We start from the raw sequence: 13,851 nt of genomic DNA on the forward strand, positions 1-13,851 counted from the left end.
ATTTTTCAGCGCTTGAAATCCGCTATTGTGACTATATTCGGGATACTGTTTTGTCCCGCCTGGGCTTCAGGCCCTGCTACCGGAGAGCAAAAAAACCATGAAATCGCAGCGCCGCGTTCCGCTAATTCCCCTGATTATCCTCGTTGCCCTGATCGGTGGTGGCGCTTACTGGTGGCACAGCCACAGCGCCTCATCCACTGCTGAGCCAAAAGCCGGCACTCAGCAACCGCGTGGCAAAGGTGGGCGACACGGCGGCGCGGGTGCAGCGATGGCTCCCGTGCAGGCGTCAGAGGCGGTACGTCAGAGCGTGCCGCAGTACCTTTCCGGATTAGGGACCGTCACCGCGGCCAATACCGTGACGCTGCGTAGCCGGGTGGACGGCGATTTAATGGCGATTCACTTCACCGAAGGGCAGGAAGTCAAAGCCGGTGAGCTGCTGGCCGAAATCGATCCGCGCCCGTACCAGGTCGCGCTGATGCAGGCTCAGGGACAGCTGGCGAAGGATCAGGCGACATTAGCCAACGCCCGCCGCGACCTGGCGCGCTATGAAAAGCTGGCGAAAACCAGCCTGGTGTCAAAACAGGAGCTGGATACGCAGCGCTCGCTGGTCAGTGAAACCCTCGGCACCCTTAAAGCCGACGAAGGCAGCGTGGCCAGCGCCCAGCTCAACCTGAGCTACAGCCGCGTCACCGCGCCCATCTCCGGCCGCGTCGGGCTGAAACAGGTCGATATCGGCAATTACATCACCAGTGGCGATACCAACGGTATTGTCGTGATCACCCAGACGCACCCGATTGACCTGGTGTTCAGCCTGCCGGAAAACGATATTTCCAGCATTCTCAGCGCGCAGAAAAGCGGCGCGGTGCCGGTCGAAGCCTGGGATCGCAACAACAAAAACCTGCTCACCACCGGCCAGCTGCTGAGCATGGACAATCAGATTGATACCACTACCGGCACCGTCAAGCTGAAGGCGCGCTTTACCAATGAAGACGATCGGCTGTTCCCCAATCAGTTTGTTAATGCGCGTCTGAAGGTCAGCACGCTGCAGGATGCGATTGTTATCCCGACCGCCGCGCTGCAGATGGGCAACGAAGGCAGCTTCGTCTGGGTGGTCAACAGCGACAGTAAAGTCAGCAAGAAAATTGTCAGCGTAGGCTTCCAGGACAGTGAAAAAGTCGTGGTTAAGGCCGGGCTGGAAGCCGGGGAGAAAGTGGTCACCGACGGGATTGACCGCCTGACCGAAGGCGCGCAGGTGGAGGTGGTGGCTGCGCAGGCCACGCCGCTGACCTCAGGGAAAAGCGCCCTGCCAAGCAAGGGAGCCAGCGACTGATGCAGGTGATGCCCCCAACGCCAGGCGGCGGACCGTCCCGCCTGTTTATTCTGCGCCCGGTCGCCACCACCCTGCTGATGATCGCTATCCTGCTGGCGGGGATTATTGGCTACCGCTCGCTGCCGGTTTCGGCCCTGCCGGAAGTCGACTACCCCACCATTCAGGTCGTCACGCTCTATCCGGGCGCCAGCCCGGACGTGGTGACCTCGGCGATTACCGCCCCGCTGGAGCGCCAGTTCGGGCAGATGTCCGGGCTTAAGCAGATGGCCTCGCAGAGTGCGGGCGGTGCATCGGTAGTAACGCTGCAGTTCCAGCTGGCGCTGCCGCTCGACGTTGCCGAGCAGGAAGTGCAGGCGGCGATCAATGCCGCCACCAACCTGCTGCCTAACGATCTGCCCAATCCGCCGGTTTACAGCAAGGTTAACCCAGCCGACCCGCCGATTATGACCCTTGCCGTCACCACCTCCAGCATGCCAATGACCCAGGTGCAGGATATGGTGGAGAACCGCGTGGCGCAGAAAATTTCCCAGGTGTCCGGCGTCGGGCTGGTGACGCTCTCCGGTGGCCAGCGGCCCGCGGTGCGGGTGAAGCTCAACGCGCAGGCGCTGGCGGCGCTCGGTATCACCAGTGAAACGGTGCGCACCGCTATCAGCAATGCCAACGTCAACTCGGCCAAAGGCAGCCTGGATGGCCCTGACCGCTCGATTACCCTCTCCGCCAACGACCAGATTAAAACCGCCGAAGGCTACCGCCAGCTGATCGTCAGCTACAGCAACGGTGCGCCGGTGCGCTTGGGCGACGTGGCATCGGTTGAACAGGGGGCGGAAAACAGCTGGCTCGGCGCCTGGGCTAACCGCCAGCAGGCCATTGTGCTGAACGTGCAGCGCCAGCCGGGCGCCAATATTATTGCCACCGCTGACAATATCCGCCAGATGCTGCCTGCCCTCACCGCATCGCTGCCAAAGTCGGTCAACGTGCAGCTGCTGAGCGACCGCACCACCAATATTCGCGCTTCGGTGCACGACGTACAGTTTGAGCTACTGCTGGCGATTGCGCTGGTGGTGATGATCATCTATCTGTTCCTGCGCAACGTGGCGGCGACCATTATCCCGGCGGTGGCGGTACCGCTGTCGCTGGTCGGCACCTTCGCGGTGATGTACTTCCTCGGCTTTTCGGTGAATAACCTGACGCTGATGGCGCTGACCATCGCCACCGGCTTTGTGGTCGATGACGCTATCGTGGTCATCGAAAACATCACTCGCTACATCGAGAAAGGCGAAAAGCCGCTGACGGCGGCGCTGAAAGGGGCGGGTGAGATCGGCTTTACCATTATCTCGCTGACCTTCTCGCTGATTGCCGTGCTGATCCCGCTGCTGTTTATGGGCGACATCGTCGGCCGCCTGTTCCGCGAGTTTGCGGTGACGCTGGCGGTGGCTATCCTGATCTCCGCGCTGGTGTCGCTGACGCTGACGCCGATGATGTGCGCGCGCATGCTGAAGGCCGAGTCGCTGCGCAAACAGAACCGGTTCTCCCGCGCCAGCGAAGCCTTCTTTGAGCGCGTGATTGCGCGCTACGGCATCATGCTGCAAAAGGTGCTCAGCCATCCGTGGCTGACGCTGGGCGTGGCACTCAGCACCATGGCAATCACCGTGCTGCTGTGGCTGGCGATCCCGAAAGGCTTCTTCCCGCTGCAGGATAACGGCATTATTCAGGGCACCGTTCAGGCGCCGCAGTCGGTTTCCTACAGTAATATGGCGCAGCGCCAGCAGGAAGTGGCCTCGATCATTATGAAAGATCCGGCGGTGCAGAGCCTGACCTCCTTCGTCGGCGTGGACGGCACCAACCAGGCGCTGAACAGCGGCCGCCTGCAGATCAACCTCAAGCCGCTTGACCAGCGTGACGACCGCATTCCGGTGGTGATCGCCCGCCTGCAGCAGGAGGTGGCGAAGCTGCCGGGCATTAACCTCTATCTGCAGCCGGTGCAGGACCTGACGATTGATACCCAGGCCAGCCGCACGCAGTATCAGTTCAGCCTGCAGGCAGGTTCGCTCGATTCGCTCAGCCTGTGGGTGCCGAAACTGCAGGCCGAGCTGAACAAATTACCGCAGCTGAAAGAGGTGAGCAGCGACTGGCAGGACCAGGGACTGGAAGCCTATATCCGCGTCGATCGCGACAATGCCAGCCGGTTGGGCATCTCCCTGTCTGACGTCGATAACGCGCTGTATAACGCCTTCGGGCAGCGGCTGATCTCAACGATTTATACCCAGGCCAGCCAGTATCGCGTGGTGCTGGAGCACGACACCGCCGCCACGCCGGGGCTGGCTGCGCTGCAAAGCATCCGGCTGAATAGCACCGATGGCGGCAGCGTGCCGCTCAGCGCCATTGCCAGCATCGAACAGCGCCACGGCGCGCTGAGCATTAACCACCTCGATCAGTTCCCGTCGACCACCTTCTCGTTTAACGTCAGCGACGGTTATTCGCTGGAGCAGGCAGTGAATGCGATAACCCAGGCGGAACAGGATCTGGCCATGCCGACGGAGATCATTACCCAGTTCCAGGGCAGCACCCTCGCCTTCCAGGCGGCGCTCTCCAGTACCGTGTGGCTGATTGTTGCGGCGGTTGTGGCGATGTATATCGTGCTCGGCGTGCTGTACGAGAGCTTTATTCACCCGGTCACCATTCTCTCGACGCTGCCGACCGCCGGGGTGGGTGCGCTGCTGGCGCTGCTGATCAGCGGCAGCGAGCTGGACGTGATTGCCATTATCGGCATTATTCTGCTGATCGGCATCGTCAAGAAGAACGCCATCATGATGATCGACTTTGCGCTGGCGGCCGAGCGTGAACAGGGCATGACGCCGTATGAGGCGATTTATCAGGCCTGTCTGCTGCGCTTCCGTCCAATCCTGATGACCACGCTGGCGGCACTGCTCGGTGCGCTGCCGCTGATGCTGAGCACCGGCGTCGGTGCCGAACTGCGCCGCCCGCTGGGCACCGCGATGGTGGGCGGCCTGATCGTCAGCCAGGTACTGACGCTGTTCACCACGCCGGTGATCTACCTGCTGTTTGACCGTCTGGCGCTCGCCACGCGCCGCCGCTTCAGCAAGCAGGAGGCAGAGTGAAATTTTTCGCGCTGTTTATTCATCGCCCGGTCGCCACCATTTTGCTGACGGTGGCGATCCTGCTGGCGGGCATGCTCGGCTTTCGCCTGCTGCCGGTGGCCTCGCTGCCGCAGGTCGATTTCCCGGTGATTGTGGTCAGCGCCTCGCTGCCCGGTGCCTCGCCGGAAACCATGGCCTCCTCGGTTGCCACCCCGCTGGAACGGGCGCTGGGACGCATTGCCGGGGTGAGTGAAATGACCTCTACCAGCTCGCTCGGCAGCACGCGGGTGATACTGGTATTCGACTTCGAGCGCGATATCAACGGCGCGGCACGTGACGTGCAGGGCGCGATTAACGCCGCCCAGAGCCTGCTGCCAACCGGGATGCCAAGCCGCCCGACCTATCGCAAAGTGAATCCGTCCGATGCGCCGATCATGATTATGACGCTAACCTCGGACACTTACTCCCCCGGCCAGCTGTACGACTATGCCTCAACGCAGCTGGCGCAGAAGCTGGCGCAAATTGATGGCGTAGGCGATGTCACCATTGGCGGCAGCTCGCTGCCTGCGGTGCGCGTCGACCTCAATCCGCAGGCGCTGTTTAATCAGGGCGTGTCGCTGGACGCGGTGCGTACCGCCATTGCCGACGCCAACGTGCGTAAACCGCAGGGTGCGATCGAGGATCAGCAGCAGCGCTGGTGGCTCAAAACCAATGACGAGCTGCAAACCGCTGCCGAGTATCAGCCGCTAATCGTGCATTACAACAATGGCGCGGCGGTGCGGTTGCAGGATGTCGCTACCGTCTCGGACTCGGTGCAGGACGTGCGCAACGCCGGGATGTCCAACGCCCGCCCGGCTATTCTGGCGCTGATCCGCAAAGCGCCGGAAGCCAATATCATTGATACCGTCGACCGGATTAACGCCCAGCTGCCCGAACTGCGCAAAGTCATTCCGGCGTCGATCAAACTGGAGGTGGCGCAGGACCGTTCACCGACCATCCGCGCCTCGCTGCATGAGGTCGAGCAGTCGCTGGCGATCTCGGTCGGGCTGGTCATTCTGGTGGTGTTTGCTTTCCTGCGCTCCGGGCGCGCCACGCTGATCCCGGCAGTCGCCGTGCCCGTCTCGCTGATCGGCACCTTCGCCGCGATGTACCTGTGCGGCTTCAGCCTCAATAACCTGTCGCTGATGGCGCTGACCGTGGCGACCGGCTTTGTCGTCGATGATGCAATTGTGGTGCTGGAGAATATCTCGCGCCACGTCGAAGCGGGGATGAAACCGCTGGCGGCGGCGCTGCAGGGGGTGCGTGAAGTCGGCTTTACCGTGGTCTCGATGAGTATTTCTCTGGTGGCGGTATTTATTCCGCTGCTGATGCTCGGCGGGCTGATAGGCCGCTTCTTCCGTGAGTTCGCCGTCACGCTGTCGGTATCGATCGCCATATCGCTGCTGGTGTCGATTACCCTGACGCCGATGATGTGTGCCTACCTGCTGCGCAATAAGCCGCGCCACCAGCAGCCGCGCATTCGCGGTTTTGGTAAGCTGCTGCTGGCCGTGCAGCAGGGCTATGGCCGCACGCTGAATCTGGTGCTGAATCATGCACGCTGGACGCTACTGGTGTTTCTCGCCACCATCGGCCTGACGATGTATCTCTACGTCTCGATCCCGAAAACCTTTATGCCGGAGCAGGATACCGGGCGGCTGATGGGCTTTATTCAGGCCGACCAGAGCATCTCCTTCCAGTCGATGCGCGGCAAGCTGGAAGACTTTATGCGCATCGTCCATGCCGACCCGGCGGTTGACAGCGTGGTGGGCTTTACCGGCGGGTCACGCACCAACAGCGGCTCGATGTTTATCGCCCTGAAGCCGCTGAGCGCGCGCACGGAAACCGCCCAGCAGGTGATTGCCCGCCTGCGCGGCAAGCTGGCGAAAGAGCCGGGCGCCAATCTCTACCTGATGGCCGAGCAGGATCTGCGCGTCGGCGGGCGCGAGTCCAACGCCGGCTATCAGTACACGCTGCTGTCCGACAGCCTCGACGACCTGCGCGAGTGGGAGCCGAAAATCCGCCGCGCCTTTGCCGCGCTGCCGGAGCTGGCCGACGTCAACTCCGACCAGGAGGACAAAGGCTCGGAGATGGCGCTGACCTACGACCGTGAGACCATGGCGCGGCTGGGGATTGACGTGGCGGACGCCAACGGCCTGCTGAATAACGCCTTCGGCCAGCGCCAGATCTCCACCATCTACCAGCCGCTCAACCAGTACAAAGTGGTGATGGAGGTTGACCCGCGCTACACCCAGGATATCAGCGCGCTTAACCAGATGTACGTGATCAACAGTGAGGGGCAGTCCATTCCTCTGTCGTCGTTCGCCAAATGGCAGCCGCAGAACTCGCCGCTGTCGGTCAATCATCAGGGGCTTTCTGCGGCTTCAACCGTGTCGTTTAACCTGCCGGAAGGGGTATCGCTGTCCGAGGCCTCCGCCGCGATCGACCGCAGCATGACCTCACTGGGCGTGCCTTCCAGCGTGCGCGGCAGCTTTGCCGGTACGGCGGCGGTGTTTGAGCAGACCCAGAGCAGCCAGCTGTGGATGATCCTCGCCGCTATCGCCACGGTGTATATCGTGCTGGGGATCCTGTATGAGAGCTACGTCCACCCGCTGACGATTCTCTCTACCCTGCCCTCGGCGGGGGTCGGCGCGCTGCTGGCGCTGGAGCTGTTCTCCGCGCCGTTCAGCCTGATTGCGCTGATCGGGATCCTGCTGCTGATCGGCATCGTGAAAAAGAACGCCATTATGATGGTCGACTTTGCGCTTGAAGCGCAGCGCAACGGCAATCTCACGGCGCGTGAGGCGATCTTCCAGGCCAGCCTGCTGCGCTTCCGCCCGATTATGATGACCACGCTGGCAGCCCTGCTGGGCGCACTGCCGCTGGTACTGACCAGCGGTGACGGGGCCGAACTGCGCCAGCCGCTGGGGATCACCATCGTCGGTGGCCTGGTCATGAGCCAGCTGCTGACGCTGTACACCACCCCGGTGGTGTATCTGTATATGGATAAACTGCGGCGTAAAGCTAAGCCGCAACCGGCACACGAAGGAGCCTGAGATGGCTAACGCCTCCCCCGCTTCGGTTCGCTGGCAGCTGTGGATTGTTGCCTTCGGCTTTTTTATGCAGGCGCTGGATACGACCATCGTCAATACCGCGCTGCCGTCGATGGCCGCCAGCCTCAACGTCAGCCCGCTGCATATGCATTCGGTGATTGTCTCCTATGTGCTGACGGTGGCGGTGATGCTGCCTGTCAGCGGCTGGCTGGCCGACCGCTTTGGGGTGCGCAACGTCTTCTTTAGCGCGATTATCCTGTTCAGCATCGGCTCGCTGTGCTGCGCGATCTCCGCCACGCTGGATCAGCTGCTGCTGTCGCGCGTGGTGCAGGGCATTGGCGGGGCGATGATGGTGCCGGTCGGGCGCCTGACGGTGATGAAGCTGGTGCCGCGGGCGGAATATATGGCGGCGATGACCTTTGTCACGCTGCCAGGGCAGATTGGCCCGCTGCTCGGCCCGGCGCTCGGCGGCGTGCTGGTCGAGTACGCCAGCTGGCACTGGATCTTTCTGATTAACATTCCGGTCGGCATAGTTGGCGCGATCGCCACGCTGATGCTGCTTCCCAACTTTACGCTGCAGACCCGGCGCTTCGACTTTAGCGGCTTCTTTCTGCTCGCGGCAGGGATGGCCACGCTGACGCTGGCGCTCGACGGCCAGCGCGGCTTAGGCATTTCCCCGCTGCTGCTGTGCCTGCTGATCCTCGCCGGGGTATTCGCCCTGCTGTTCTATCTGCTGCACGCGCGCAATAACGAGCGCGCGCTGTTCAGCCTGAAGCTGTTCGATAACCGCATCTACTCAATTGGCCTGCTCGGCAGCCTGACCGGGCGCATCGGCAGTGGGATGCTGCCGTTTATGACGCCGATTTTCCTGCAGATCGGCATGGGCTACAGCCCGTTTCACGCCGGGCTGATGATGATCCCGATGGTGCTCGGCAATATGGGCATGAAGCGCATTATCGTGCAGATCGTCAATCGCTTCGGCTATCGCAACGTGCTGGTCGGATCGACCCTCGGGCTGGCACTGGTGGTGGTGCTGTTCCCCACCGTGGCGCTGCTGGGCTGGAACCTGCTGCTGCCGGTGGTGCTGTTCTTACAGGGCATGGTCAACGCTATCCGCTTCTCGGCGATGAACACCCTGACGCTGAAAGAGCTGCCCGATGAGCTGGCCAGCAGCGGCAACAGCCTGCTGTCGATGGTGATGCAGCTGTCGATGAGTATCGGCGTGACCATCGCCGGGCTGCTGCTCGGCACCTTTGCCCACCAGGCGGTGACCGACAGCCCGACGGTGCACCAGGCCTTTATCTATACCTATTTCTGCATGGCGCTGGTTATCGCCCTGCCCGCGCTGGTGTTCTGGCGCGTGCCTGCGGAAACCGGCCCTAATGCGCTGCTGGCGCGCAGGAGAAAGCGTTAAATGTTGGCAAAATTACGTATCGGCATCACCGCCAAGCTGTTCGCGGCGATCTTCTCCACCTGCATGCTGGTGCTGATCACCATGCACTGGGGGGTGCGCCTCAGCTTTGAGCACGGCTTTATCGACTACATTAAACGCGGCAACGAGCAGCGGCTGATGATGCTAAGCGATGCGCTGGCGGACCAGTACGAACAGCACGGCAACTGGGACTTCCTGCGCAACAACAATAAGCTGGTGTTTAATATTCTGCGCTCGCTGGAGCAGAATCCCGACGCCAGTAATCAGCTGCCGCCGCACGGCTGGCGCACCCAGTTCTGGATTATTGACCAGCAGTATCAGGTGATGATGGGGCCGCGCGCGCCGGTGCCGCCGGAAGGTTCGCGGCGCAATATCACCACCAGCAGTGGCAAAGTGGTCGGCTGGGTGATTGGCTCGCCGCCCGAGCGCCTGACGCGCAGCGCCGATATCAACTTTGACCAGCAGCAGAAGCGCACCAGCTGGATGATCGTCGGGCTGACGATGCTGCTGGCCGCAGCGGTAACCTGGCTAATGTCGCGCGGCCTGTTGGCCCCGGTAAAACGGCTGGTCGACGGTACCCATCACCTCGCCGCCGGGGATTTCGCCACCCGCGTAGAGTCCTCCAGCCGCGATGAGCTTGGGCGGCTGGCGCAGGACTTTAACCGCCTTGCCAGCACGCTGGAGAAAAACGAAAGCATGCGCCGCGCCTTTATGGCCGATATCTCGCACGAGCTGCGCACGCCGCTGGCGATCCTGCGCGGCGAGCTGGAAGCGATTCAGGACGGGGTGCGCAAGCTGACGCCGGAGTCGATCGTCTCACTGCAGGGTGAAGTCGCGACGCTGACCAAGCTGGTCGACGATGTGCACCAGCTCTCGCTGTCCGACGAGGGGGCGCTGGCTTACCGCAAAAGCCAGATCGATCTGGCGTCGCTGCTGGAGCTGGTCTCCGGGAACTTCTCCCAGCGCTTTGCCCGCCATCCGCTGGCCCTGACGCTGGATCTGCCGGCGAGCGCGCCGCAGTTTGGTGACCCGGACCGCCTGATTCAGCTCTTTACCAATCTGATGGAGAACAGCCTGCGCTATACCGACCCCGGCGGCACGCTGCATATCACTTTGCAACACCTGCCGGACGGCAATTACCTTCATTTTGACGACAGCGCACCCGGTATTAGCGATGAGCAGCGCACTCAGATTTTTGAGCGCTTTTACCGGGCGGAAGGGTCGCGTAATCGCGCCAGCGGCGGCTCTGGCCTTGGGTTGGCAATCTGTCAGAACATTGTCGAAGCCCATGACGGCACCCTTGTTGCGGACCACTCCGATGCCGGAGGCGTGAGAATTACGGTACACTTACCGTATAAGACTCACTGATATGGACTCCTTTAATGCTTCCGGACAACGCTGCTCCGCTGATCTTAATCGTTGAAGATGAACCCAAACTTGGCCAGCTGATGGTGGATTATCTGCAGGCCGCCAACTATCGCACCCACCATCTGATGCGCGGTGATGAAGCCATCGACTGGATTAAGCAGCACGCGCCGGACCTGGTACTGCTCGATCTGATGCTGCCGGGGCTGGATGGTCTGTCAGTGTGCCGCGAGCTGCGCCGCTTCTCCGAGCTGCCGGTGATGATGGTTACGGCGAAAATTGAAGAGATTGATCGCCTGCTGGGGCTGGAGATTGGCGCGGATGATTACATCTGTAAGCCTTTCAGCCCGCGGGAAGTGGTGGCGCGGGTGAAAACCATTCTGAAACGCTGCCAGCGCACGCCGGAAGAAGCCCAGGCAGTCTCGCTGCTGAAGGTTGATGAAAACCGCTTTCAGGCCAGCTGGGACGAAAAACCCCTCGACCTCACTCCGGCGGAGTTCCGCCTGCTGAAAACGCTGGCGCAGGAGCCGGGCAAGGTATTTTCCCGCGAACAGCTGCTAAACCACCTGTACGACGATTATCGCGTGGTGACCGACCGCACCATCGACAGCCATATTAAAAATCTGCGCCGCAAGCTGGAGTCGCTCGACGCCGACCAGCCCTTTATCCGCGCCGTTTACGGCATGGGCTATCGCTGGGAAGCCGATGTCTGTCGTTTGATTTAGATCAAATCCCGCCGCGATTCCCGCCAGTACAATCCCCCGCCGTCGGGCCGATCGAAAAAAATGATCGGCCCCTACAAAAACTAACCCCCATTGCAATTTCTGACCTGACATCAGACTGAGACATCATGTATAAACCGGAACTGCTTTCTCCGGCCGGCACCCTGAAAAATATGCGTTACGCTTTTGCGTATGGCGCAGACGCAGTGTACGCCGGTCAGCCTCGCTATAGCCTGCGCGTGCGCAATAATGAATTTAATCATCACAACCTTGCCCTCGGCATCAATGAAGCTCACGCGCTCGGAAAAAAATTCTACGTGGTGGTAAATATCGCCCCGCATAACGCCAAGCTAAAAACGTTTATTCGCGACCTGCAGCCGGTGGTGGCGATGGGGCCGGATGCGCTGATTATGTCCGATCCCGGGCTGATTATGCTGGTGCGCGAAGCCTTCCCGCAGATGGATATTCACCTGTCGGTGCAGGCCAACGCGGTCAACTGGGCAACGGTGAAATTCTGGCAGCAGATGGGGCTGACGCGGGCGATCCTGTCGCGCGAACTGTCGCTGGAAGAGATTGGCGAAATCCGCCAGCAGGTGCCGGAGATGGAGCTGGAGATCTTCGTGCATGGCGCACTGTGTATGGCTTATTCCGGCCGCTGCCTGCTTTCCGGCTATATCAACAAGCGTGACCCGAACCAGGGGACCTGCACCAACGCCTGCCGCTGGGAATACAACGTGCAGGAAGGTAAAGAGGATGCCGTCGGCAATATCGTTCATCGCCAGCAGCCGATTGCGGTGCGCAACGTTGAACCCACGCTGGGCGTCGGCGAGCCGACCGATAAAGTATTTATGATCGAAGAAGCGATGCGCCCCGGCGAATATATGACCGCCTTTGAGGATGAGCACGGCACCTATATTATGAACTCAAAGGATCTGCGCGCGGTGGCGCACGTTGAGCGCCTGACCCGGATGGGCGTCCACTCGCTGAAGATCGAGGGGCGCACCAAGTCGTTCTACTACTGCGCCCGCACCGCTCAGGTTTATCGCCGGGCGATTGATGACGCCGCCGCCGGAAAACCGTTCGACCCTGCCCTGCTGGAAACGCTGGAAGGGCTGGCGCACCGCGGCTATACCGAAGGGTTTCTGCGCCGCCACACGCACGATAGCTACCAAAGCTATGATGCCGGGTACTCCGTCTCCGACCGTCAGCAGTTTGTCGGGGAATTTACCGGCGAGCGGCGCGGTGCGCTGGCCGAGGTCGATGTGAAGAACAAATTCAGCGTGGGTGATAGCCTGGAACTGATGACCCCGGCGGGCAATATCAATTTCACCCTGGCACAGATGGAAAACGGCAAGGCGCAGCCGATTGAGGTTGCACCGGGCAACGGTCATCTGGTGTGGCTACCGCTGCCGGAGGCGGTGGATCTGCAATACGCCCTGCTGATGCGCAATCTGTCAGGCACCACTACCCGCTCCCCCCATGCGGTCGACTTGGCAAAAGAAGTCACATAATGTTACTGATATTAGAATCTGGTCACATAACCTCAGGACATTCCTGGTTATGATGCTCCCGCTCCTAACGAACAAATCCAAATAGCATATCGGTCATTCAAATTTCCACCCGAAAAAGGGATGACCTGGACCACCTCATTTGGCTCGCCCGGCTCCCCCGTGCGGGCCATTTCTTTTTTTACAGCCCTATTTTTTCAGACGTTGTCCCCCTGCGTTACCCCCAGGCGCCAGGATATGCTATATCTTGATGCAAACTGCAAACGCCATCAGGAATTAAAAATGGAAAAACATTCACTTACCCTGGCGATCCTCAACGGTAAAAGCGCTGGTAATGAAGAGCTGCGCGCGGCGATTAGCACTTTGCGCCAGCAGGGCTTCCCGCTGGAGGTACGCGTTACCTGGGAACACGGCGACGGCGAACGCTACGTGCGCGAAGCGGTAGCGCTGCAGGCCAGCACTGTGATTGCCGCGGGCGGCGACGGCACCATCAATGAGGTCGCCACCGCGCTGGCCCGCCTGGCGCCGCAACACCGCCCGGTGCTGGGCCTGGTACCACTGGGTACCGCCAACGACTTCGCCACCAGCGCGGGTATCCCGCTGGAGATGGAGAATGCGCTGCGCCTGGCCATTCTCGGTAAAGCCACGCCTATCGACATCGCCCGCGTCAATAACGACCGCTACTTTATCAATATGGCGACCGGCGGCTTCGGCACGCGCATTACCACCGAAACCCCGGAAAAGCTCAAGTCGGCACTCGGCGGCGTCTCCTACTTCATCCATGGCCTGATGCGCATGGATACCCTGAAAGCCGACAGCTGCACGCTGCAAGGCCCGGATTTTCACTGGCAGGGTGATGCGCTGGTGATTGGCATCGGAAACGGGCGCCAGGCCGGAGGCGGGCAGCGCCTGTGCCCGACCGCGCTGATTAATGACGGCAGGCTGGAGCTGAGCATCGCCACCTCGCAGGAGCTGCTGCCCACCCTCATTCACAAGCTGACCAGCGACGAAGAGAACCCGAACCTGATCACCGCTTCCCTGCCGTGGCTGACCATCAGTGCGCCAAATGAGATGACCTTTAACCTCGACGGCGAACCGCTGAGCGGAAAAGAATTCCGTATTGAGGTGATGCCGGACGCGCTGGAGTGCCGCCTGCCACCTTCCTGCGAACTGCTGGCTTAACCCCTAAAGGCCGATCGCAAAACGATCGGCCTTAATATCATCACCCATCATTATTTTGCGGCACGCCTTCCATTTTATTTATCACACCAATTATTTAAATAGACTCGTTACGCCTTATCGTTAAT

At 60.9% G+C, this 13,851-nt stretch carries 8 protein-coding genes; all 8 read left to right on the forward strand.

What is annotated here, in order from left to right; all coding sequences use genetic code 11:
* Positions 1 to 97 precede the first annotated feature (97 nt).
* The 8 genes from ACLI4M_RS01545 to yegS all read left to right on the forward strand — a co-directional run bounded on the left by ACLI4M_RS01545 (position 98) and on the right by yegS (position 13,726).
* A complete protein-coding gene (locus tag ACLI4M_RS01545) occupies positions 98 to 1,330 on the forward strand; it encodes an MdtA/MuxA family multidrug efflux RND transporter periplasmic adaptor subunit (RefSeq protein ID WP_048915563.1) in 1,233 nt (410 codons plus the stop codon).
* Positions 1,330 to 4,449, forward strand: a complete 3,120-nt coding sequence (locus ACLI4M_RS01550) for an MdtB/MuxB family multidrug efflux RND transporter permease subunit (protein WP_133623284.1) — start codon at positions 1,330 to 1,332, stop codon at positions 4,447 to 4,449. The genes ACLI4M_RS01545 and ACLI4M_RS01550 overlap by 1 nt, the downstream gene beginning before the upstream one ends.
* Complete coding sequence (gene mdtC, locus ACLI4M_RS01555; protein WP_133623283.1) at positions 4,446 to 7,520, forward strand: multidrug efflux RND transporter permease subunit MdtC; 3,075 nt, start codon at positions 4,446 to 4,448, stop codon at positions 7,518 to 7,520. The genes ACLI4M_RS01550 and mdtC overlap by 4 nt, the downstream gene beginning before the upstream one ends.
* Position 7,521: 1 nt before the next feature.
* A complete protein-coding gene (locus tag ACLI4M_RS01560; RefSeq protein WP_133623282.1) occupies positions 7,522 to 8,931 on the forward strand; it encodes an MFS transporter in 1,410 nt (469 codons plus the stop codon).
* Positions 8,932 to 10,317 (forward strand): two-component system sensor histidine kinase BaeS, encoded by a 1,386-nt coding sequence (gene baeS, locus ACLI4M_RS01565; RefSeq protein ID WP_133623281.1) that lies wholly within the window; start codon positions 8,932 to 8,934, stop codon positions 10,315 to 10,317.
* Between the two features lie 14 nt (positions 10,318 to 10,331).
* Positions 10,332 to 11,039, forward strand: coding sequence for a two-component system response regulator BaeR (gene baeR, locus ACLI4M_RS01570; protein ID WP_048915558.1), 708 nt, complete (start codon positions 10,332 to 10,334; stop codon positions 11,037 to 11,039).
* Positions 11,040 to 11,164: 125 nt separating this feature from the next.
* The gene (gene yegQ / locus ACLI4M_RS01575; protein ID WP_133623280.1) at positions 11,165 to 12,547 is read left to right on the forward strand and encodes a tRNA 5-hydroxyuridine modification protein YegQ; all 1,383 of its coding nucleotides are present in this window, start codon (positions 11,165 to 11,167) and stop codon (positions 12,545 to 12,547) included.
* Between the two features lie 279 nt (positions 12,548 to 12,826).
* Positions 12,827 to 13,726 (forward strand): lipid kinase YegS, encoded by a 900-nt coding sequence (gene yegS / locus ACLI4M_RS01580; protein ID WP_133623279.1) that lies wholly within the window; start codon positions 12,827 to 12,829, stop codon positions 13,724 to 13,726.
* Positions 13,727 to 13,851 lie beyond the last annotated feature (125 nt).

The organism is Erwinia sp. LJJL01 (assembly GCF_047300805.2).
In the GTDB taxonomy this organism is placed as follows: domain Bacteria; phylum Pseudomonadota; class Gammaproteobacteria; order Enterobacterales; family Enterobacteriaceae; genus Erwinia; species Erwinia aphidicola.